Origin of the sequence: Streptomyces sp. NBC_01716 (genome assembly GCF_036248275.1) — a bacterium.
GTDB lineage: Bacteria > Actinomycetota > Actinomycetes > Streptomycetales > Streptomycetaceae > Streptomyces.
In genome coordinates this window covers 3,892,258-3,914,338 of the sequence record NZ_CP109181.1, presented here as the reverse complement: position 1 = coordinate 3,914,338, position 22,081 = coordinate 3,892,258, and the positions used below count along the sequence as shown (strand labels likewise).

18 protein-coding genes and 1 pseudogene are annotated in these 22,081 nt (G+C 68.8%); 11 read left to right on the top strand and 8 right to left on the bottom strand.

Features of this window, described 5'->3' with window-relative positions; genetic code table 11:
- Nucleotides 1-81 precede the first annotated feature (81 nt).
- The 3 genes from OIE74_RS17030 to OIE74_RS17020 all read left to right on the top strand — a co-directional run bounded on the left by OIE74_RS17030 (nucleotide 82) and on the right by OIE74_RS17020 (nucleotide 3,526).
- Entirely contained in the window at nucleotides 82-1,467 is a 1,386-nt protein-coding gene (locus OIE74_RS17030) for a sensor histidine kinase (protein WP_329384102.1), read from the top strand.
- Complete coding sequence (locus OIE74_RS17025) at nucleotides 1,464-2,123, top strand: response regulator transcription factor (protein WP_329384100.1); 660 nt, start codon at nucleotides 1,464-1,466, stop codon at nucleotides 2,121-2,123. The genes OIE74_RS17030 and OIE74_RS17025 overlap by 4 nt, the downstream gene beginning before the upstream one ends.
- 197 nt (nucleotides 2,124-2,320) lie before the next feature.
- Complete coding sequence (locus OIE74_RS17020) at nucleotides 2,321-3,526, top strand: cytochrome P450 (protein WP_329392331.1); 1,206 nt, start codon at nucleotides 2,321-2,323, stop codon at nucleotides 3,524-3,526.
- Between the two features lie 15 nt (nucleotides 3,527-3,541).
- Here OIE74_RS17020 and OIE74_RS17015 read toward each other — a convergent pair whose 3' ends face one another.
- Nucleotides 3,542-5,200, bottom strand: a complete 1,659-nt coding sequence (locus tag OIE74_RS17015; RefSeq protein WP_329384097.1) for an ABC transporter permease — start codon at nucleotides 5,198-5,200, stop codon at nucleotides 3,542-3,544.
- On the bottom strand, nucleotides 5,197-6,180 hold the full coding sequence (locus OIE74_RS17010) for an ABC transporter ATP-binding protein (protein ID WP_329384095.1): 984 nt from the start codon (nucleotides 6,178-6,180) through the stop codon (nucleotides 5,197-5,199). The genes OIE74_RS17015 and OIE74_RS17010 overlap by 4 nt, the downstream gene beginning before the upstream one ends.
- Before the next feature lie 142 nt (nucleotides 6,181-6,322).
- On the opposite strand from OIE74_RS17010, the gene OIE74_RS17005 reads away from it, so the two are divergent.
- Complete coding sequence (locus OIE74_RS17005; RefSeq protein WP_329384092.1) at nucleotides 6,323-6,811, top strand: GbsR/MarR family transcriptional regulator; 489 nt, start codon at nucleotides 6,323-6,325, stop codon at nucleotides 6,809-6,811.
- Nucleotides 6,812-6,852: 41 nt separating this feature from the next.
- On the opposite strand, the gene OIE74_RS17000 is transcribed toward OIE74_RS17005, so the two are convergent.
- Nucleotides 6,853-7,680, bottom strand: a complete 828-nt coding sequence (locus tag OIE74_RS17000) for a diacylglycerol kinase (RefSeq protein ID WP_329384090.1) — start codon at nucleotides 7,678-7,680, stop codon at nucleotides 6,853-6,855.
- A gap of 195 nt (nucleotides 7,681-7,875) precedes the next feature.
- Between OIE74_RS17000 and OIE74_RS16995 the strand changes: the two genes are divergently transcribed.
- The 3 genes from OIE74_RS16995 (at nucleotide 7,876) to OIE74_RS16985 (ending at nucleotide 11,947) form a co-directional block, all read left to right on the top strand.
- Nucleotides 7,876-9,159: an adenylosuccinate synthase gene (locus OIE74_RS16995; protein ID WP_329384087.1), complete on the top strand. Its 1,284-nt coding sequence runs from the start codon at nucleotides 7,876-7,878 to the stop codon at nucleotides 9,157-9,159.
- 95 nt (nucleotides 9,160-9,254) lie between these two features.
- Nucleotides 9,255-11,342 (top strand): PrsW family intramembrane metalloprotease, encoded by a 2,088-nt coding sequence (locus OIE74_RS16990; protein WP_329392330.1) that lies wholly within the window; start codon nucleotides 9,255-9,257, stop codon nucleotides 11,340-11,342.
- Between the two features lie 5 nt (nucleotides 11,343-11,347).
- Nucleotides 11,348-11,947: a hypothetical protein gene (locus tag OIE74_RS16985; protein WP_329384083.1), complete on the top strand. Its 600-nt coding sequence runs from the start codon at nucleotides 11,348-11,350 to the stop codon at nucleotides 11,945-11,947.
- 47 nt (nucleotides 11,948-11,994) lie between these two features.
- On the opposite strand, the gene OIE74_RS16980 is transcribed toward OIE74_RS16985, so the two are convergent.
- Nucleotides 11,995-13,533, bottom strand: coding sequence for a PstS family phosphate ABC transporter substrate-binding protein (locus OIE74_RS16980; protein WP_329384080.1), 1,539 nt, complete (start codon nucleotides 13,531-13,533; stop codon nucleotides 11,995-11,997).
- A gap of 92 nt (nucleotides 13,534-13,625) precedes the next feature.
- Between OIE74_RS16980 and OIE74_RS38630 the strand changes: the two genes are divergently transcribed.
- Complete coding sequence (locus OIE74_RS38630) at nucleotides 13,626-14,753, top strand: SCO2400 family protein (RefSeq protein WP_443076138.1); 1,128 nt, start codon at nucleotides 13,626-13,628, stop codon at nucleotides 14,751-14,753.
- 156 nt (nucleotides 14,754-14,909) lie between these two features.
- Here the strand turns inward: OIE74_RS38630 and OIE74_RS16970 are convergent, their stop codons facing one another.
- On the bottom strand, nucleotides 14,910-15,929 hold the full coding sequence (locus OIE74_RS16970) for an aldo/keto reductase (protein ID WP_329384073.1): 1,020 nt from the start codon (nucleotides 15,927-15,929) through the stop codon (nucleotides 14,910-14,912).
- A 152-nt stretch (nucleotides 15,930-16,081) separates the two neighbouring features.
- Here OIE74_RS16970 and OIE74_RS16965 point away from each other — a divergent pair.
- Nucleotides 16,082-16,270: pseudogene (locus OIE74_RS16965) on the top strand (TetR/AcrR family transcriptional regulator); the annotation flags it as partial.
- Between the two features lie 113 nt (nucleotides 16,271-16,383).
- On the opposite strand, the gene OIE74_RS16960 reads toward OIE74_RS16965, so the two are convergent.
- The 3 genes from OIE74_RS16960 to OIE74_RS16950 form a co-directional block, all read right to left on the bottom strand.
- The gene (locus OIE74_RS16960; RefSeq protein WP_329384070.1) at nucleotides 16,384-17,235 is read right to left on the bottom strand and encodes an acyl-CoA thioesterase; all 852 of its coding nucleotides are present in this window, start codon (nucleotides 17,233-17,235) and stop codon (nucleotides 16,384-16,386) included.
- A 119-nt stretch (nucleotides 17,236-17,354) separates the two neighbouring features.
- Complete coding sequence (locus tag OIE74_RS16955; RefSeq protein ID WP_329384068.1) at nucleotides 17,355-17,591, bottom strand: DUF397 domain-containing protein; 237 nt, start codon at nucleotides 17,589-17,591, stop codon at nucleotides 17,355-17,357.
- On the bottom strand, nucleotides 17,588-18,424 hold the full coding sequence (locus tag OIE74_RS16950; RefSeq protein WP_329384066.1) for a helix-turn-helix domain-containing protein: 837 nt from the start codon (nucleotides 18,422-18,424) through the stop codon (nucleotides 17,588-17,590). The genes OIE74_RS16955 and OIE74_RS16950 overlap by 4 nt, the downstream gene beginning before the upstream one ends.
- Nucleotides 18,425-18,620: 196 nt before the next feature.
- On the opposite strand from OIE74_RS16950, the gene OIE74_RS16945 reads away from it, so the two are divergent.
- Both OIE74_RS16945 and OIE74_RS16940 read left to right on the top strand, forming a co-directional pair.
- The gene (locus OIE74_RS16945) at nucleotides 18,621-19,034 is read left to right on the top strand and encodes a hypothetical protein (protein ID WP_329392329.1); all 414 of its coding nucleotides are present in this window, start codon (nucleotides 18,621-18,623) and stop codon (nucleotides 19,032-19,034) included.
- A gap of 244 nt (nucleotides 19,035-19,278) precedes the next feature.
- Nucleotides 19,279-21,846, top strand: a complete 2,568-nt coding sequence (locus OIE74_RS16940; protein ID WP_329384063.1) for a scabin-related ADP-ribosyltransferase — start codon at nucleotides 19,279-19,281, stop codon at nucleotides 21,844-21,846.
- Nucleotides 21,847-22,081 lie beyond the last annotated feature (235 nt).

Sequence of the window (22,081 nt, the reverse complement as noted above, 5' to 3'; positions counted from 1 at the left end):
CATGTAGTACCTGGGAGGGACGGGAAAGGATCCCTATCACTGGTGACGACCGGTGCCTGTCTCTCCCCTTACCTTGAAAACGTGACCAACACAGAGACGCAGACGGCGAAGGCGGCGAAGACCGCGACCGGGAAAACCCGGAGCCCCGAGGTCCGACTGGCCACGGGCCTGATCGGAAGCCTGCGGCAGGACCTCTTCCGCGACGCCTTCGCCTACCGGCCGATGCCGCGTATGGCGACGGACGGCGTGATCACGCGCCGGCTGCCGGAGCGGATCCGTGAGTACGCGGGATGGTTCCCGCACCTCCTGATCGGCGGGTGCGTGCTGTTCGCGCTGGTCGTCGGGACGTCGAACGGCACGGGGCTGGTCGAGCTGATGACGGTGGTGCCGCTCGTCCTCGTTCTCGTCAGGCCCGTCGCGGCCTGGTGGCTGGCTCTCGCGGTCACCGCGATCACGGGGATGTCGGTCTCCTACTACGGCGACTGGCCCTGGACGCCCGCCGCCTTCGCCTCGTATCTGGCCGTCATGACGATCGTCGCGATACGGACGAACCCCCGCACCGCGGCCTGGATGTGGGCGCTCACACTCGTGTACTCGACGGTGGTCGAGACGCTCTTCGGCGGCGGGGTGTACGGCTCGACCAGCGCGCCCATGCTCTTCGTCTCCGCGCTCAGCCTGCTGACCGTCTCCGCGCTGCACATCCGCCGTGACGCGAAGAAGGAGGTGGCGGTGCAGCGCAGTGTGAACGCGGTCGAGCGCAGCCGGCGCACGCTGCTCGAAGAGCGCACCACCATCGCCCGCGAGCTGCACGACGTCGTCGCGCACCATATGTCGGTCGTCGCCATCCAGGCCGAGGCGGCGCCCTACCGGGTGGAGAATCCGCCGCCCGAGCTGGAGAAGGCATTCGCCACCATCAGGGAGAACGCCGTCGCGGCGCTGACCGAGCTGCGCCGTGTGCTCGGAGTCGTACGGGCGGAGGACTACGACGCGCCCGACGCGCCCCAGCCGACCCTGGCCGACCTCGAAGGGCTGCTGTCCAATGTCCGTGAGGCGGGTCTGACCGTGGAGAAGGCGGTCACCGGAGCGGTAAGGGAACTGCCGCAGGGCGTCGAGCTGTCGGCGTACCGCATCATCCAGGAAGCGCTCAGCAACGCGCTGCGGCACGCGCCGGGGGCGACGGCGAAGGTGGAGGTCTCGTATGTGCTGGGCGGGCTCGGCCTGCGGATAGTCAATACGCCGCCGCAGGGGCTGGTGAAGCCTTCGCCGGGTGCGGGCCACGGCATAACGGGGATGCGGGAGCGGGTGACGATGCTGAACGGTGAGATGACGGCGAGGCTGCTGCCGGACGGTGGCTACGAGGTCGCGGCGTACATACCGGTCGCCGCGCAGGAGGAGGACGAGCCCGCGGACGCGGGCTCGGGCCTGGGTCCGGGTCCGGCCGCGGCGGCCGACGGGGAGCGGTCATGACGATCCGCGTGCTGATCGTCGACGACCAGGTGATGGTCCGCGAGGGCTTCTCGGTCCTGCTGAACGCGATGCCGGACATCGAGGTCGTCGGCGAGGCGGTGAACGGCCGTGAGGCCGTCACACAGGTCGCGGCCCTCGGGCCGGACGTGGTCCTGATGGACATCCGGATGCCGGAGCTGAACGGTATCGAGGCGACGCGCGAGATCGTGGCGGCGGACGCGGACGCGAAGGTGCTCGTCCTGACGACGTTCGATCTGGACGAGTATGTGTACCAGGCGCTGCGGGCGGGGGCGTCCGGCTTTCTGCTCAAGGACGCGTCGGCGCGCCAACTGGCGGACGGCGTAAGGGTGGTGGCGTCCGGCGAGGCGCTGCTCGCGCCGACGGTGACGCGTCGGCTCATCACGGAGTTCTCCAAGCTGGCCGAGTCCCCGCGCCAGCCCGCGCTGGCACAGATGGGAGAGCTCACGGAGCGCGAGACGGAGGTTCTGGTGCTGATCGCGCAGGGTCTTTCGAACGCCGAGATAGCCGGTCATCTCGTCGTCGCCGAGTCCACGATCAAGACGCATGTGAGCCGCATCCTGGTGAAGCTGGGGCTGCGGGACCGTACGCAGGCGGCGGTGTTCGCGTACGAGGCGAGGCTCGTCACTCCTGGGTGAGCGGCGGATGTGAGGAAGTACCGGTGGCGGGCCCCGTGCGTTCGACCGGCCCGGGTCAGTAGGTTTCGCGCATGGCAGAGTCCCGGCCCGCACCCGAATCCACACCCGCGTCCGCGTCCGACGCGCACTTCACGTCCCACGCGGCGTCCCAGCCCGTCACCACGCCCCCGGCCCCGGCACCGTCGCCGACCGCGCCGGTGTCCCAGTCGTTCGACCCGTGGTCGCCCGACTTCGTCGCCGACCCGTATCCCGCCTACGCGGAGCTGCGTGCGCGGGGCCGGCTGCACTACTTCGAGCCGTCGCGGCAGTGGCTGGTCCCGTACCACGCGGACGTGTCGGCCCTGCTGCGGGACCGGCGGCTGGGGCGGACGTATCTGCACCGCTTCACGCACGAGGAGTTCGGTCGTACGCCGACGCCCGAGGCGCACGAGCCGTTCCATATCCTCAACGGCAGCGGGCTGCTCGACCTGGAGGCACCGGACCACACCAGGATCCGGCGCCTGATCTCGAAGGCCTTCACGCCGCGTACGGTCGAGGCGCTCGCGCCGACCGTCCGGCGGCTCGCCGCCGAGCTGGTCGGCGGGCTGTGCGCGGCGGGCGGCGGGGATCTGCTCGCCGAGGTGGCCGAGCCGCTGCCGGTCGCGGTCATCGCCGAGATGCTGGGGGTCCCGGCGGCGGACCGGGCGCTGCTGCGGCCCTGGTCGGCCGACATGTGCGCGATGTACGAGCTGAATCCGACGGAGGACGCGGCGCGGCGGGCGGTCCGGTCGTCGCTCGAATTCACCGACTACCTGCGGGAGTTGATCGCCGACCGGCGTGCGGTGCCGGGCACCGACCTGCTCTCGGCGATGATCGCGGCGCAGGACGCGGGGGACCGGCTGAGCGAACAGGAAATGATCTCCACCTGCGCGCTCCTGCTCAACGCGGGGCACGAGGCGACGGTCTCCAGCACGGTGAACGGTTGGTGGGCGCTGTTCCGGCACCCCGAACAGCTCGCGGCCCTGCGGTCGGGTGAGGCGCCGCTGTCCGCAGCTGTGGAGGAGTTGCTGCGGTACGACACGCCGCTCCAGATGTTCGAGCGATGGGTGCTCGACGACATGGAGATCGACGGCACGGTCGTCCCGCGCGGAGCCGAACTCGCGCTCCTCTTCGGCTCCGCCAACCGCGACCCGTCCCGCTTCGACCACCCCGACACACTGGATCTCACCCGCGCGGACAATCCGCACGTGACGTTCGGCGCGGGAATCCACTACTGCCTGGGAGCGGCGCTCGGCCGCCTCGAACTGACCACGTCATTCGCCGAGTTGCTGCGCCAGGCACCGGAACTCCGGCTCGTCGCCGAGCCGGAGTGGAAGCCGGGGTATGTGATCCGGGGAGTGAAGGAACTGCTGGTGGAGGTGTGACGCCCTCCCCGGTCCCTACTTCGTTTCCAGGTCCCGGCGGCGGAAGCCCGCCAGGCCCAGCCAGATCAGGGCCGCCGCGACAGCGGTGAGGAGGAGCATCGGGGTCCAGGTCATCTCGGCGGCCGGGAGTTGGGGGATGTGGCCGAAGGGGGACAGGTTGTTCATCCAGTTCGGGAACTGGAGGATCGGTCCGAGGTACCCGACCACGAACGCGTACACGGGTACGACCCAGGCCGCCGCTCCGGCGCGCGGGTACCAGCCGAAGAGTGCCACCGCCACGCCGACCGTCACCCACAGCGCCGGCGCGTACGCCAGGGCCGCGCCGACCAGGCGCAGGACGAGGCCCCCGTCCCCGGCGGAGGCCGCGCCCGTGATGCCGAAGCCCAGCCCGGCCACCAGCAGCAGCGCCGTGCCGCCCGCCAGCGCGACCGCCACATGGCTGCCCACCCAGCGGTCCCGGGAGAGGCCGGTGGCCAGCAGCGGTTCGGCCCGGCCCGCGCTCTCCTCCGCGCGCGGCCGGAGCGCGGCCATCACCACGTACACGGCGGCCACGACGGCGATGACGACCATGATCATCGACGCGAACGACTCGGCGACGGACGCGCCGCCGATCTTGTCCAGTGCCTCCTGGACCTGCTCGATGTCCTTCACCATGTCGGCCGCCTCGCCGAGGATGGAGCCGTACATCACGCCCATCACGAACAGCCCCGCGCCGAACCCCAGCAGGGTCGCCCGGTGCAGCCGCAGCGCGAAGCCGAACGGCCGGGTGAGCGCGGCGGAGGCCGTACGCCGGCCGAGCCGGGCGGAGCGCAGGCCCGCGCCGACGTCACGCCTGGTGCTCAGGACGAAGCCGATGGCCGCGGTCAGCGCCGCGAGGGCCAGGCAGAGCAGCAGCGGCCACCACCGGTTGTCGACGAAGACGTACGTGCGCTGGCCCCAGCCGACCGGCGACAGCCAGGACAGCGCGTCGTTGCCCACGTCCCCGGACGCACGCAGCAGATAGGCGACGCCGATCACGGCGAGCGCCATGCCCGAGGCACCGCGGGTGTGGGCGGTGATCTGGACGGTGATCGCGGCGACGCCCGCGAAGACGAGACCGATGGCGGCGTGCGTGAGCCCGTACAGCAGCGCCTCGCCGGTGGTGATCCCGTCGATGCCCGCCGACAGAACGCTCAGCGTGAGCAGGAGGGCGAGCGCGATGTTGGCGACGGCGGCGACGACCAGCGCGGAGGCGAGTTGCGCGTGGTGACCGACGACGGTGGAGCGCACCAGCTCGGCGCGGCCGGTCTCCTCCTCGTTGCGGGTGTGCCTGGTGATGATCAGGACGCTCATGAGACCGACCAGGACGGCCATGAAGCCCAGCAGCTGGTGGCCCATCATCGAGCCGGTGTTGTAGTCGTCGAGGTAGTGGCGCGGGCCGGTCATGGCGAGTGCGGCGGGGCTGTCCATCGAGCTGACGGCCGAGGCGCGCTCCGCGGCGGTGGAGTACAGGGTCTTGAACTCGGTCACCGAGGACATCGTGCCGAGGGTGAGGGCGATCACCCAGACGGGGATACGGATGCGGTCGCGCCGCAGGCCGAAGCGGATCAGGGTCCCGGTGCCGGCCAGGGCGCCGGATCCGATCCGGGCGGGGGCCGAGGTGTGCCCGGCCGCGGGCGCGGTGACGGTGGTCATCGGGCGACCCCGCTGGAGCGGGTCGTGTCGGCGGCGGCCGGGAGGCGTTCGGCGTCGTCCCCGTCGTCCCCGTCGACCGAGTGACCGTTGGCCGCCAGCTCGTCGCCGTAATGACGCAGCATCAGCTCTTCGAGGGTCGGCGGGTGGCTGATCAGGCTCCGGATGCCGTACTCGCCGAGCTTGCGGATCGTCGCGCCGAGGTGCGCGCCGTCGACGGCGAAGTGCACCCTGCGGTCGGTCAGCCGCACGCCGTGGACGCCGGGCATGCCGTCGAGCCCGGTGGCCGGGCGCTCGGTCTCGGCCTCGACCGTCGTACGGGTCAGGTGCCGCATCTCGCTGAGCGTGCCGGACTGCACGTTCTTCCCCAGCCGGATGATGCTCACGCGGTCGCAGAGCTTCTCGACCTGGGCCAGGATGTGGCTGGAGAGCAGCACCGTCTTGCCGGCCTGCTTCGCCTGCGTGATGACGTCCTGGAAGACGACCTCCATGAGCGGGTCGAGACCGGCCGTGGGCTCGTCCAGGAGCAGCAGTTCGGCGTTGGACGCGAGCGCGGCGACGATGGCGACCTTCTGCCGGTTGCCCTTGGAGTAGGCGCGGCCCTTCTTCGTCGGGTCCAGGTCGAAGCGTCCGATCAGCTCGTCCCTGCGCTGCCGGTCCAGTCCGCCGCGCAGCCTGGAGAGCAGGTCGATGGCCTCGCCGCCGGTGAGGTTCGGCCACAGCTCGACGTCCCCGGGTACGTAGGCGAGCCGCCGGTGCAGGGCGACGGCGTCCTTCCACGGGTCCTTGCCGAGCAGCTGGGCGGCGCCGGAGTCGGCGCGCAGGAGCCCGAGCAGGACGCGGATGGTGGTCGACTTGCCGGCACCGTTGGGGCCGAGGAAGCCATGGACCTCACCGGATTCGACGGTGAGGTCGAGGCCGTCCAGTGCGTGCGTCCGACCGAACGACTTGTGCAGTTCGGCGACGGTGATTGCCTTCGTCATGATTTTGAACGTACGCTTTTTTCAGAAACTTGTGAAGTTAAGGAAGCGTATAAAATGGACTGGATAGACTCGCCCCTGGCGCCCCAGGCGTTGATCGCACCGGAGACGCCACGAGCGCGGCGAGAGAGACCGAGGTCAGTACATGAGTGAGCGTGGGCGCGAGGACGAGGCCGCCGTCTCCGAGTTCGTCGAACGCTTCGCGGCCCAGCTCGTCGAGGCGGGGATGACGCGCATGCCCGCCAGGATCTTCGCGGCGCTGCTCTCCTCCGAGCAGGGCGTCATGAACTCCGCCGAACTCGGCGACCAGTTGAAGGTCAGCCCGGCGGCCGTGTCCGGCGCGATCCGCTATCTCTCCCAGGTCAACATGGTCATCCGCGAACGCGAGCCGGGCTCCCGGCGCGAGCGCTACCGCGTGCAGGGCAACCAGTGGTACGAGGCACTGACCAACCGGGACTCGATGCTGCGAGGCTGGCAGGTCACGATGCAGGAGGGGGTCGACCACTTCGGGCCCGACACCCCGCAGGGGCGGCGGATCAACGAGACGCTGGAGTTCTTCCTGTTCCTGGAGGAGGAGCTCGGATCGCTGATGGACCGCTGGACGAAGCACAGGGCGCAGCAACTCGGCGGGTGAGGCCCCCATGCCCGGCCCCCGGCCAACGGCTCCCGGCTCCCTCAGGCGTCCCCCGGCAGCGTCAGCCCCCACGCCCCCGCCCGCAGCGTCCAGGTGCGTGTCCGCACCGGGCCCGTCACGGCCGCGTCCGCCCGGTAGCGGAAGTCCGCGCCCGAGACCGTCACCGACAGGGCGCTCGCCGTGATCGGCTCGGCCGAGGCGCTCGTACGGATCACGATCTCCGCCCGCCCGGCCACCGACCGTACGGTCACCGCCTCGACCGGCTCGTCCAGATCGCTCAGCACCACGCCGTCCGCCTCCACCCGCAGGCGGTGCGGGTGCACGGCCAGCACCTGCGGCACGGGCTTGACCAGCGTCCGGACCAGGGACCGGCAGGTGTGCCAGACGGACGAGCCGCCGGCGCGGCCGTCCTCCGCAGGCGGTGGCGCCGGGATCCGCAGATCCCCCAGCACCACGCCGTCGCTGTCGTCGACGAGCAGATCCTGCCGCCGTACGACTCCGTCCAGGACCGCCCGCGCCGCGGCGACCGCGCCCATGGGCACGCCGAGCGACCGCGCCAGGTCGACCGAGACCCCGACCGGCACCAGCGACAGCGCGCCCGCGGCCAGGTCGCGCTCCCGGTGCAGCAGGGCGACCGTCCGCAGCAGAGCGCGGTCGTCGCCGATCACCACCGGCCGCCGCGAGCCTCTCCGGGCCAGCACCCGAGCGAAGTCGGCGGGGCCGTCGGGCAGGCAGATCTTGGCCGTCGCACCCGCGCTCAACACGTCTTTCGCGATGCGGACTGATTCGCCGTCGGTGCGGCGGGCGACCGGGTCGATGACCACCAGAAGCTGCTGGGCACCGTTCTCGGCGGGCTCTGGAGCCGACACCTCGGTCCTTCCTCGGGTAGCATCTTTGTGCAAGAGCCCCTTGCGCTATTGCGCCAGGGGCTTGGTCTATTCCGGGGCAACCGGTTCGACGGCTCAGGCTTCGTCGTACGGCGTCGTGCGATTTCTCACGCGTGCGTCCTACGTATGTGCGTCCCCTGGCCTTGGACATGCCCCGCCCGGAAGGGGTGTACGCCTGTGCCCGCACTTGTGCTGCTCGGTGCTCAGTGGGGTGACGAAGGCAAGGGAAAGGCCACCGACCTGCTCGGTGGATCCGTGGACTATGTGGTGCGCTACCAGGGCGGCAACAACGCCGGCCACACGGTCGTCGTCGGCGACCAGAAATACGCGCTGCATCTCCTCCCTTCCGGAATCCTCTCGCCTGACTGCACGCCGGTGATCGGCAACGGCGTTGTCATCGACCCGGCCGTCCTGCTCTCCGAGCTGAGTGGGCTCAACGACCGCGGCGTCGACACGTCGAAGCTGCTGATCAGTGGGAACGCCCATCTGATCACGTCGTACCACACCACGATGGACAAGGTGACGGAACGGTTCCTCGGCTCCCGGAAGATCGGTACGACGGGCCGTGGCATCGGTCCGACGTACGCCGACAAGATCAACCGGGTCGGTATCCGTGTCCAGGACCTGTACGACGAGTCGATCCTGATCCAGAAGGTCGACGCGGCGCTGGACTTCAAGAACCAGCTCCTCGCCAAGCTCTACAACCGGCGCGCCATAGAGGCCGGCAAGATCGTCGAGGAACTGCTGGGCTACGCGGACAAGCTGCGTCCGTACGTCAGCGACACGACGCTCGTCCTCAACGACGCGATCGACGCCGGAAAGGTCGTGCTCTTCGAGGGCGGCCAAGGCACGCTTCTGGACGTCGACCACGGCACGTATCCCTTCGTGACCTCGTCCAACCCGACGGCGGGCGGCGCCTGTACGGGCTCGGGCGTCGGCCCGACGAAGATCAGCCGGGTGATCGGCATCCTCAAGGCGTACACGACCCGCGTCGGCGCGGGCCCGTTCCCGACGGAACTGCTGGACGAGGACGGCGAGGCGCTGCGCCGCATCGGCGGCGAGCGGGGCGTCACGACGGGCCGCGACCGCCGCTGCGGCTGGTTCGACGCGGTGATCGCCCGCTACGCGACCCGGGTCAACGGCCTGACGGACTTCTTCCTCACCAAGCTGGACGTCCTCACGGGCTGGGAGCGGATCCCGGTCTGCGTGGCGTACGAGATCGACGGCAAGCGCGTCGAGGAACTCCCGTACAGCCAGAGCGACTTCCACCACGCGACCCCGGTGTACGAGTACCTGCCGGGCTGGACGGAGGACATCAGCAAGGCGAAGACGTTCGAGGACCTCCCGAAGAACGCGCAGGCTTACGTGAAGGCGCTGGAGGAAATGTCGGGCACCCGGATCTCCGCGATCGGCGTGGGTCCGGGCCGCACGGAAACGATCCAGATCAACTCTTTCCTCTAGCCCCTCCTTCCTTTCGTACGACGGCCTCCGCCCATACGATGGCGTTCGCACTAGCGAATCCATGATTCTGGGCGGGGGCCTGTGTGACGGTACTGATGGTGACTGCGGCCGTCTGGGGCGTGCTGCAACTGTTCGCCCTTTCCCTGCTCACCCGTTCGGTCCGGCTGTCCACGGTGCTGCTGGCGGTCGTGGTGGGTGTCTATGGATGCGGAGTGGTGACCGCGCTGCTCCAACTCGCGTACACCCGCCTCTACTCGGACTGGTCCGGGCAGCCGCTGCCGCAGGTGGTGAGCACTACCGGTTACACGGTGGCACCGTGGCTGGAGGAACTGGTCAAGGTCTCCCCGCTTCTGCTCGCCGGGTTGAGCCTCAAGGTACGCAGGCAATGGGGGCTGACGGACTTCGTCCTGCTGGGTGGGGCGCTCGGTGCCGGGTTCGGTCTGCTGGAGGGCGTACTCCGGTTCGGCTTGGACTCGGACCGAGCGATACCGCATGCCGCGGGTGGCTGGGTCGTTCCGGACAGCATCTTCCCGCCCTATGTGCCCGGCCCGGAGCAGGTGTTCGGGGCGTGGTTGCCGGCCCCCTTCGGTGAGGCCGCGGTGGTGGGCCCGCCCGTTGCCGGGACGTTCAGCCATCTGGTCTGGACGGCGGCGGCCGGACTGGGAGTTGGTCTGCTGTTCCGGTGCCGGGGCTGGGTGCGCCTGCTGGCGGTGGTGCCGGTGGCGCTCGCCGTGGTGCACCACACCGTGAACAACTACGTCGCGGAGGAACGCGGAGAGGCCGCCGGGCAGTGGCTCGACGAGCTGGACGCGAAGGCGTGGGCCGTGCCTCTGGTCTGTCTGCTGGTCGCGCTCGTCGTGGACCTGCACGTCCTCCGCCGAGGGAAACGCACCGTGCCGGGGGTGCTGCTCTCGGCCGAACGCGCCGACGGGGACAGCGTGGCCGCGCTGTTGCGGTACTCGTCATGGAGTCTGACCCGGCGCGGGTCGTGGCGGCGGATTCCGTGGAGCGTGCTGATCGTGCTGCGGTACGTCGGCCTGCGTCGCGCGTTGCTGTACGCGTCGGCCGTCGAGCGGCCGGAACAGACCGAGCGACTGCGCGGTGCGGTCGCGGACGCCACCGCGCGGATGGATGCCTCGGACCGTGGAGGCGCCTGGCGCCCCGAGGAGATACGAGCCCGGCTCCGACCGGCCGGCGGTGGGGTTTCGTGGCGCAGATGGCTGTTCCTCGTCCCCTGTGTCCTGGCGCTACCCGCGCTGCTCCTTCTCGGAGTCGGCTCCTTCACCTCCACGGCGGGGCTTCAGAACTTCTTCACCACCGGCAACGGCCCCCAGATCCTGATGGGGTTCGGCGTCGCCGCTCTCGTGTGGATCGCCTGGCAACTGTTCTGCCTTCTCCGCACCGCCCGAGCCGTCACGGCCCAGCCCGTCGCCGAACGGCTGGCCGTCCACCGCTTCCGCCTGGTCACGGCCCTGGGAGCGGCCACCGCCGGAACGCTCCTGCTGTACCGGGGACTTGGCGAGGCGGGTCCCGAGGGCAAGGCGATCACCACGTTCCACCTCCTCGACGCGCTCGACGCCTTCCTGGTCTACCTCGGCTTCGCACTGCTCCTGCTCTCACTACTGGCCTTGTTCCCGCCGGGCGGACTCGCGCTCGCGGGAGCGGGGGCGGCGGCGACGGCCGGCGGCGCGATCACGGCGGGCGCGGCACTCGACGCGGCGCTGCTCGGGACGGCGGGTGTCGTCCTCATGGCGGTGAGCGCGGACGGCGTGGAGGGCGGGAACAGCGGTAGCGGTGACAAGGGGGAGGGAAAGAAGAATTCAACGGATCCCGCAGTATCCGACGCAGTTGGCGCCGCGCGTGAGCAGAAGGTGGCGGAACTGACCAACGGTAGGATTCCCTCCGGAGCGCCGGGAAAGCCTGGGCTGAAGGTCACCAAACCTGGTGCGGGAACGAGTGACGTCGATGTCATCGGCGGGGATGGTTCGTACATAGCCGTCGGAGGTCCTGCGAAGGCCAGGAATCTCGCCAAGTTCGGGGAGAAGTGCCACATCCTCAAGTATGCGGCGGAACAGCAAGGTGTCCGGGCGCAGGTCTATCTGGAGAAGGGGACGCCGGAAGCCGCTCTGAATCTGGCCCGAAGGATTCTCGGTGACGGGAATGTCCACACATTCGTGAGGTGAGATCGATGAGCGACGGCTTTGTCTACTGGTACGAGGGCGATTCGAGTTCCGATCGGGCGGAGACCCTGGTGGCCGCCCTGGAGGAAGCCGGGCTGAGTCTGGGGAATCCGTCCACCGGGCTGGTCTCGGCCATCACCAACGGGCCTGATTCATGGGGCGAGCAGGTGTTCTTGACGCGGGAGGAGCTTGTCGAGTCGGTTGCTGGTGTCCGGCGTTCAGGGGGTGGTGAGGTCAACTTCCAGTTCTGGCTGGACTGGGAGACCGACGTTTTCACCCGGGTGCGACGTCCGGACAGTGGTGGGGTGACCGTCATCGAATTCGGTCTTGACGGAATGGACCGACCGCAGCAGAACCAGGTCGTGGAAGCGGTGCGTGTGGTGATGGGCGAGAGGTGGGCGGAGTGTCTGGGGTTTGTCATCGACCGGTCGGGGGCGTCAGAAGAGGAAGACTGGGACGGGATTGTCATTGATGGGTCCTCACGCTTCACAAGATGGCCGGACACCTTTGCCCTGCGCGTGTCTATCGTGGGGGCCCATACCGAGCTGTCCCCGTTCCCCTCCCGGCAGGACCCGCCCCTGGTGGTATTCGAGCGGAGGGAACCTTGAGCGCGTACCACCAGATCTTCGTGCGGCCCGGCCGGGCGGGCGGGGGGTTATTCGTCCGCGCAGATTTGGAGGACCTCCGGGTCGCCGCACGGGAGGTGGCCTTCGTTGCGGACCACGTCCTGGCCGCCCGTGCGGATCACGTAGTTGAGGAAGCTGGAGGCCAGGGTGTCGGGGGCCGGGCGGTTGTAGGTGTAGCCGTATTCGATCTCGCGGTACGGGTAGTCGCTCTCCGCGATGTCGTCCACCGAAGGCGGCAGGCCGTCCAGTGAGAGGCGGTGCAGGCCGTTCACGCCCGTGCTGGAGCGCAGTTCGCTGTAGCCGATCGAACCAGGCACCTCCTTCACCGTCTTGAGCACCTGCTCCGTCGTGTCGAGTTCGCAGCGGAACGTCGGTTGCGCCGGGTCCACCGGCCGGCGGCAGTCGTCGACCGTCCGGACCTTCTGCTTCTCCTCGTCGCCGGAGAGGATCTTGCGTTCGAAGATGTCCCGCGTGCCCGAGCCGTCCGCGCGGCTGATCAGTTTGATCGGCAGGTCGGGGCCGCGTTCGCCGTCGGTGCCGGTGATCTGGTTCCAGTTCTTCACGTTGCCCCGGTAGATGTTCCGTACGTCCGTGGTGCTGAGCCCCTTGAACGGCACGTCGTCGTGGACCACCAGCGCGAACACCGAGACCGCGACCCGGTGTTCCTCCAGGTCCGGGAAGCCCACGGGCTTCGGTCCGTCGGAGAGGGTGACCACGGCCTTCGACGCGCTGTTCGCCAGGTCGCGGATGCCCTCCAGGCTGCCGTTGGGGTCCACCTCGATGGTGGAGTCCGGGCAGTCCTCCTCGTACGACGTCGCCAACTTCCGTGCCACCGGCGCGAACGCCGTCGATCCTGTGACGGTCAGCGTGCCCGTCTCGCACCCCAGCGGCGTGGTGTCGGCGTCGCCCCGCACGATGATGATCGTGGAGAGCGCGATCAGACACACCGTCAGCAGCAGCGTGATCAGCCGTGCCGGCCGGCTGAACTTCGGCGGCGCCTCGTCGGGTTTGATGGCCCGGTTGACCGCCACCCGCCCGCCGGACAGCCCGCCGCTGACCTTGACCTCGTCCCCCACCCTGCCGCCGGTCAGCAGCACCAGCAGCTTGAAGTGCTCCCCCTTGTTCAACGGGACCTTCGGCACGGTCAGTTGGCTGCCCGAGCGCCGAAAGCCCCTCGCGGGCGTGAAGTTGTCCATCAGATCCGGGTAGTCCGACGGAATCGTCACAGCGACCGCCTTGATCCGCCGGTCGGTGAACCGCACTGTCAGACCATGGACGTTGGGCGACGTGTAGTCCCCGACGGAGATCGGCTGCGAGCCGTCGTTCTCCAGCCGCAGCAGTACGAGCGTCGCGTCCGCCATGTCCGGGTCGTCGTCGAACAGCCCCAGGCGTACGTTCGTCTGCCCCGAGTGCGCGTCGTTGCCGATCGCCGTGTCCATCTGTACGCGGTACCCGATCCGCTTGCTGTGCGGCACCCGGCGCTCGTACCAGACCTGCCCCGCGGAGGTCAGCACACCCAGCACCATGGCCAGGATGGCGAAAACATTCTCTCCGCTGAACCACTCCATGATCTGTCGCCCCCCGGCACTCTCCGACCCCGTGAGGTGACGGTAGGTGGGGATCCGGCGAACAGCAGTACGGCGAAGAGTTTCGATGACGGATGTTCACGGCCCGTTCCCCACCCGGCATTTGGTGTTCAAAAAGGGCTGGAGACATTCACGAAGGGTTGTGCGGCGGTATGGTCCGACGGAGCGTTTCCGAGGGTTTCGGCCGCCGCCCCCGCGGTACGCGGTTTCGCGATCTTCGCAGGAGCGCCACATGGGGTTCGCATGGTCTCCGGCCACAGAGGCTAGGTTGTTGGGCGCTCGATCCTGAGTGCGAAACAGAGACAGGTCGTCGGCTTCCAGGCGGCGCAGTCAGCACAGGAAGATCGCGGATGGACTACTGCAGTACGTGCCGTCGGACGCTCAACGGGGTTTTCGTGTGCCCCGGTTGTGGTGCTTACGCCCCCGACATCGCACCCTCAGGCGCACAGCTCCAGCTCACTCCCACGACCGTCGCGGTGATGTCCGAGATATCGCACACGCGGGAGTTCGACGCGTTTCCGGGGTTCGCCGACCCGGCCCTGGACATGGCCGCGGACATGGACCCGGACGCGCCCGTCGGTCCCGCGACCCGCTCGGCCACGGGCCGCGCCGCCCGCAGGCGCCGTCTGGCGGACTGGAAGAAGCAGCGGCGCCGGGCAGTCGTGGCGTCGACCGTCGCGCTCGTCGGCGGTGGTCTGACCCTCGCGTTCATGCCGTCGTCCCGGCCCTCCGTCTCCCAGGCCCAGGCGTCCACGACTCCGGAACCGGCCACGGCTCCGTCCACCTCGTCCGGAGGCTCCGTCGACGCCGGCGACACCGGCGACACCGGCTCGGAGCCGACGGCCGACCGCTCCCGTACGCACGCCCCGAAGCACGCCAAGCCCGGAGCCGGCAGCGAGTCCGAGGACACCAAGGACTCCAACACCCCGGGCAGCGCGACCGCGATCACGCCCGTCGACGCGCCGGCCAAGCGGAAGACCGCGCCGCAGACGACGACCCCGGACGACGCGCGTCCCCCGCAGGACACGAAGCCGCAGTCGCCCGAGACGCCCGACACACCGCCGCCCACGGCGGATACGCCGGCCCCGAAGCCGAACAAGCCCACCCAGCCCGCCACGCCTCCGCCCCCGCCCCCGACCGCCGAGGAGCCGGCGGACGACCCGGGGCTCTGCCTCCTCGTGATCTGCGTCGACCTCGACTGAACGAAGGGCCCGCCGGACTTGGCTGCCCTGGCGCTGTCCCTTGCGGTGGCGGAGACGTTCTGTACTCAGAGGCCGCGCAGATAGGCGGGCGCTCATGGGCGTCGCTTATGGCCGTGCAAATCGCGGGCGACGAGTTCGAGGCTGTCGCTGGGACGATCAGCGTCGCCGCAGGGACGGGTCGAGCAGCGCGGGCGGAGTGTCGTTCTTCTCGTGTGCGGCGAGGTCGGCGCCGGGGGCGACGATGCCGTCGATCGCGTCGAGTACGTCGGCGGGGAGCGTGGTGTCTGCGGCGGCGAGCTGCGAGTGCAGGTGGTCCAGCGTGCGGGGGCCGATGAGTGCGCTGGTCACGCCGGGGTGCGCGGTCACGAAGCCGAGTGCGAGCTGGATCATCGTCAGACCGGCCTCGTCGGCGACTTTGGCCAGCCGTTCGACGGCGTCGAGCCTGGCCCGGTTGGAGGGGATGGTGGTGTCGAAGCGTTGCGGCATGAACGTTGAGCGGCTGGTGGTGATGTCCCTGCCCTCGCGGATCGCGCCCGACAGCCAGCCAGAGGCCAGTGGGCTCCATACCAGGACGCCGAGCCCGTACTGCTCGGTCACGGGCAGCACATGGGTCTCGATGCCGCGTTGCAGGATCGAGTAGCTGGGCTGTTCGGTGACGTAGCGGCTCAAGTGGTGCTCGCGGGCGGCCCACTGGGCTTGCACGATGCGGTGGGCGGGAAAAGTCGAGGAGCCGAAGTAGCGGACCTTCCCCGCGCGCTGCAGGTCGGTCAACGCTGACAGGGTCTCCTCGTCGCTGGTGTTCGGATCCCACCGGTGGATCTGGTACAGGTCGACGTGGTCGACGCCGAGCCGACGCAGGCTGTCCTCCAGCGCGGTGACCAGCCAGCGGCGCGAACTGCCCCGGCGATTGCGCTCGTCGCCCATCGGCATGGTCGCCTTCGTGGCCAGCACGATGTCGTCGCGGCGCCCGGCGACAGCCTTGCCGACCATCTCCTCCGACTCGCCGCCGCTGTACACGTCGGCAGTGTCGATCAGGTTGATCCCCGCCTCCAGCGCGGCGTCGACGATGGCTGTGACCTCGTCCTGGGTGGTGCGCCCGATCTTTCCGAAGTTCATCGCGCCGAGCGCGAGGGTACTGACCTGCACACCGGTGCGGCCCAAGATGCGGTACTGCATGACTGTGTCTCCTCATGAGGGGTGAAGCGCGGTGCACTACATGGCTTGGTTACCGGGCCCCGCTCTGACATCATAAGCAAATCGGAACCATGTTCCGGAACGATACGGAACACGGTTCCGATTCTGCAAGCCGTGAGTGAAAGGAGCGTGCGGTGAGCGACAGCGACGAGGACGCCAGACAGGCGGCCCCGTCCGGGCGGAAGGACGCCCGACGTAACAGGGAAACCCTGCTCGATGCGGCCGCAACGGTCTTCGTCACGTCAGGCGTGGACGCGCCGGTACGCGACATCGCGGCCAAGGCCGGCGTCGGGCTGGGCACGATCTACCGCCACAGGGCTACGCCGATCACACGACTGACCTCGGCGACCTCGCGCGTGCGGCTCGCAGGCGCGGATCGGGGCCAGTGGCGCCGCGATGCCGGGATGAGCCCGGGCCTGTCCCCGAGAGACCGTGGTCAGTCCGCCGTCGGGGCCGCTTCCAGGGCTTCGGCGGTCAGTTCGCCGCGGGGGCCGATGGCGTCGGCCACGCTCAGGCAGGTGCTGTCGTGGAAGACACCGAGTTCGTAGTGCACGGAGTCGGTGTCGACGGAGCGGACCGTGAGCCCGATCTCGTAGTCGCCCGGGTAGGTCACCTCACCGAGATACTGGATCTGGTACGACGAAGGGGGCAGATCTGGCACCGGGCCCGCACCACTTGTCCCCATCGAGTGCGAGGTGAAGGCAGCGACGGCCTCGTCGTACCAAGTGGCCAGTGCGATGAAGTTGACGTGCTGGTTGGAGTCGACGTCACCGATCCGCGAACGCAGCGTGGCCCAGTACGAGTAGTGGCCACGTTGCAGGCGCTCAGGGTGTGGACGGGGAGCTGCCGACGTTCCTGTCTCCGGTAGCCGCATCTCGTCGAGATCGGTGATCAGCTCGTCCGGAAGCTGGAGCGGCCCCGAGTTGTCGACCAGCACGACGGTGGCGTCGCCACTGCCCACATGCTTGCCGTCGACCATGATCACCTGTTCGAACGTGAATGAGGAGCGCCCGACCCGGCGAACGCCGGTGTGCACTTGCACGCGGGTACCGGTCGGGCCGGCCGGAGCAAGGCGGTTGACCCGTTGGCCGACGAGCAAGATCTGGTACGGCCCGAACCCACCCTTACCGATGAGGCGTTCGAAGCGGTGCAGCCGCAGCCGGATCCGGGCGTCTTCCAGCCAGCGGGCCATGCCGATCGTGCTTGCCGAGCCGTCTCGACCAAGATCGGCCTGCCGCACCCTGACATCGATCTGGATACCGAACCTCTGACCGTCAGGAGTGTTCATACATGATGATCTTAGAGGGGTGCGCCTCATTCGGGGAAGACCAGCCGCTGAGGCCGGGGAGGGACCGCGACAGCGGCGACCGGCGGCGGGGTGCGCGGCCGGTCGGTCGTCGGGGGTGGTTACTCGGCCCAGCCGAGGAACGTCGTCCAGGCTGCCGGAGCCACGGCGAAGGTGGGGCCTTCGGTCACCTTCGAGTCGCGGACGTGGACGGTGTGGGGGCAGGTGGCCACCTCGACGCACTCGCCGCCGCTGGCATTGCTGTAGCTGGACTTGTGCCAGTCGAAGGCGATCTCGACGCAACTGCCGCCGCTGTCGCTGCTGTAGCTCGACTTGAACCACCGCAAGGTGCTGGTCATTCCCTATCTCCTGCCAAACGTTCGATGAGGCCCAGCGACTCGCGAGGACCCAGGGCCTGTGATCGGATCTTCGCATAACGCTGGGCGTAGGTACTCACCTTTGCCGCGTCGGAGATCAGGAGGCTTTCGTCCTGCGGTTCCAGGTAGACCAGGCGGTCGTGGTCAGGGGTTTCCACCATCTCCATCTCGCCTCGGGCGCCTGCGTACTCGCCTAGCAGGCCACAGTCCAGCGGGAGCACCTGGAGTGTCACGTTACGGCGCTTCGCGCACTCCGCCAAGTGCGAAAGCTGGTCACGCATGACCTCTTGGCTCCCGATCGTGCGGCGCAGCACCCCCTCCTCCACGATCAACTCGATCAGTGCCACCGGGTCCCGGTCGAGCAGCGCCTTCCGCGCCATCCTCGCCTCGACCAGCTCCTCCACCCGCTCCTCCGGCAACGGCGGATAGCCCCCGCCGATCAGTGCCCTCGCGTACGCCTCCGTCTGGAACAGGCCGTGCACCACCAGCGTCGCGTACAGGCACAGGCCCACCGCCTTCTGTTCCAGCAGCACGTAGTTCTTGAACTGGGCCGGGTACTTGTCCAGCCGTACGAACTCCCGCGCCTCTTCGAAGATGCCGAGCTCGTCACCCAGCACCCGTCCGAGCGCCACCAGCATCTGGTCGCTCGCCGGCTGCGCGCACGTCTCCATCGCGCTGATCGCCGCCGCCGAGAAGCCCGTTTCGACGCCGACCTGTTCCTGCGTCATCCCTTTCTGCAGGCGCATCATGCGGGCGATGTGCGCCACCAACCGCGTGGCGTTTCCCGCCGTTACCTTGTTTTCCGCTCGCGCCATTGCGATCACCGTTCGACTTGACCGGACTCAACCGGTCACAACTGGACTGGACTGAACTCGACCTCACGTAACGGGAGTTCTCGCAGGTCAACCGGTACCCGACGGCTCCCGCCATCTCATGGAAACGCTAGCCGTGACTACGCAGAATGTCTGCGTGAATACACAGAATGAACGTCTTTGTGTGGACTGGGTCCCGATGAATGGATTCCAGCTTCGGAAAGCCGGTGTGCGATTCGACGCCGTGCGCGTCGACGGGGACGAGGGGCGGCGGCTCGCCGACCTGATGGACTCGATCACGGGGGGCGATCCCGGTCCGATCGTCACCGAGTCGAACGGGCGCCGGGCGGTGTACTTCTATCTCCCGCCAGGGAGCACGGCCAACCGCGTCTGGGCACCCGGGGTGACGCTGTTCAACTCCGCGCACCGCACCGTGAGTTACGTGCCCGTGCCCGCGCTCGACGGTGGGACGTGGCCGCTGTTCTGGTACTCCGCGCCCTCGCACCCCGAGCGCTTCGTCCACCCGGCGATCCTGCGCAACGCGGCAGCCGCGCTGTTCGCCCAGCCGATGTCGTTCGGGGAGGTCAGCGAGGGGGACGGGGAGAGCTGCTGAGGCACGACGCGGGTCCGGCGTGGGCCCCGGGGTGGGTCCGTGGGCCCTTTGGATTGGGCCTTGCGCGTACGTAGTGTGCCGGGTAGCGCGCCGTGGCTGAACGCCCGCGCCGAGATCTTCAGCAGTTTGGTGGAAAGGTTCTCCGTTGTCGGACTCACAAGGCCTGGCTGTCCAGGTCGGCATATCTCAGCGTCGCTGGGAGTTGCCAAGATCACTCGCCGCGACGCGGATTCTGTTGTATCTGATGTTTGGCCTCACGCTGCTGGGCGGCGTGGACGTGCTGAACTCCCTGCTGGAGCTGGGCACTCGTGTCTCGTTCTCGGTGAGTCTGGCGGCGGCGTACGCGATGGTGCCGGGGATCGTCGCCGCGGTTCTGGCGCGGCGGCTGTGGACCGGTGGCCAGGCGGTCTGGTTCACGTTGATCGCCCTCCAGGCCTGGCTGTTGATTGGCAGCGTTGTCAATCTGTATGGCGGGTCGGCGCGGGGGGTCAGTCAACTGCTGCTGCCGGGCGCCTTGTTGGCGCTGGTGAGTGTGGGGGCGAGCCGGGCCTGGTTCGAACTGCCGGCGGAACAGCGGGCCGTGAGGCCCCGCTTGACGCTTGAGAAGTTGCGGCGGGAAGGGATGCCGTCGATTCCGCACCTGATCAAGTGGCGCCGGAATCGGGGTCAGTCGACGGTCGAGTACGTCGGCATGGTCAGCGTGGTCGCCCTGATCATCGGCGCGCTTCTCCTCACGGGCGCGGGAACCCAGATCGCGACCGGTCTCCAGACGGCGGTCTGCAACATCCTCGGCGGCGAATGCGAGAGCGACTCGGTCTCTCATCCCGGTCATTCGGGTGGCGGTGACAACGTTGGCGGCGGCGACAACGGTGGTTCTGACGGTGGTGGCGACAACGGCGGCGGTTCCGACGGTGGGTCTGACTCCGGTGGCGGTTCCGACGGCGGTGGTTCTGACGGCGGTTCGGACAGCGGTGGCGGTGACAATGGCGGGTCGGACAGCGGCGGTGGTTCGGACGGCGGTTCCGACAGCGGCGGTGGTTCCGACGGTGGCGGTGACAACGGTGGCTCCGACGGCGGTTCGGACAACGGTGGCGGGTCCGACGGTGGCAGCGACTCCGGTGGTGGTTCCGACGGTGGCGGTGACAACGGCGGTAGCGACGGCGGTTCGGATGGCGGCGGCGGTGACTCCGGAGGGTCTGACGGCGGCAGTGACTCCGGCGGTTCCGACGGTGGCGGTGATTCCGGCGGTTCTGACGGTGGTGGCGACTCCGGCGGTGACAGTGGTGGCTCCGACGGTGGTTCCGACAGCGGCGGTTCGAGTGGCGGTGTTGAGTGCAACACGGTCATGGCCCCTTGGGGGATGATGCAGAGCTGCCACGAGACCAGCACGGGCGGGTCTGACTCCGGTGGTGGTTCCGACGGTGGCGGTGACAACGGCGGTAGCGGCGGCGGTTCGGATGGCGGCGGCGACAGCGGCGGCAGTGACTCCGGAGGGTCTGACGGCGGCAGTGACTCCGGCGGCGGGTCTGACGGTGGTGGCGACTCCGGCGGCGGGTCTGACGGCGGCAGTGACTCCGGCGGCGGGTCTGACGGTGGTGGCGACTCCGGCGGAGGGTCTGACGGCGGCAGTGACTCCGGCGGTGACAGTGGTGGCTCCGACGGCGGCTCGGACAGCGGCGGTTCGAGCGGCGGTGTCCAGTGCATCCCGGTGATGGCCCCTTGGGGCATGATGCAGAACTGCACCGAGACCGGCACCGGCGGGTCTGATTCCGGCGGCGGTTCGGACGGCGGTTCTGACGGTGGCGGCGACAGCGGCGGCGGTGACTCCGGTGGCGACAGCGGCGGGAACTCCAGCGGTGGTCTGATCGGTAGCATGTCCGCTGGCCTGACCGGTGGCGTCAGTGGTGGAAGTTCCGGTGGCAACAACTCCGGTGGCAGCAGTGGCGGTGAGGAGGAAGAAGAAGAAGAGGAGGAGGAAGAGGAGGAGGAGGAGGAAGAGGACGACTGCCGGGACACCCAAGCCGCCTTCTACGGCAGTGTGATCACCGGCGGATCCGGCAGCGGTCGCTACATACTCGCCTCGGCCGGTCCTCGTACGCACGTTGTCGCCAGTGGCGACCTGCTTGTCGCGGCTCCCCCCGCTCCTTCCCCGATGGACCTGGCACGGGCGGTGTCGGGGAGCTCCCTGGCCGGTGTCGACACGTTCCAGGACGTGAAGAACCGGTTCACCGTCGCCATCGGGCTCAACGACCAGCCGGTTCACCCGAAGCCCGACACGAAACCGGAGCCCGAGCCGGAGCCGGAGCCGGGGCCGGCGGACTGCCCGCTTCCGCCCGACCCGAGGGACAACCCTCATCCGGAAGTCGCGGTCACGGAAGTTGACACGTCGAAGCTCCCCAAGAACACGAAGTGGCGTACCACCGACGAGACTCTGTACCGCTTCGACGACCGTCCGCCGGAGGAAGTCTTCGTGGACGACTTCGAGCCGAAGAACCCGGACAACATGGATCTGTACAACTACGTGGACAAGAACACGGAGTCCGGGTTCGTCTCGACAACGACGAGGGAAAAGCCTGTGCCCTTCTACGGGCAGGACTACGTCTACGAGATCGACGCGCCGGGTGGAATCGATGTCAACAAGACCTTCGGGCCCAACAGCCCCCATTCCGGAGAAGATGAGATCGCCTTCCCCGGCGGGATCGATTCGAAGTACATCAAGGGCGCGTGGAAGCTCAATCCGGACGGCACCAGGACCGGAGAGTTCATAGAGAACGAGTACTACGAGTCGCCGGACGAGCGGGGAGAGGACTGACAGCAGCCGAGCGGCATCGACTACCGCTCACCGCCGGGCCGTGGGATTCCCACGGCCCGGCGGCCGTTCTCCCATCCTTCGGCCCTCCCGGTCCGGCTTGCCCCGACCGGGAGGGCCGCTCGGTTGCCGGATTGGGCCTCCGGGTGGGTCCGTGGGCCCTTCGGCCGGGTCTCACGAGTGCATAGCCTCCCGGTTTGACGCGCCGCGGCTGAACGCCCGAGCCGGGGATATCGGT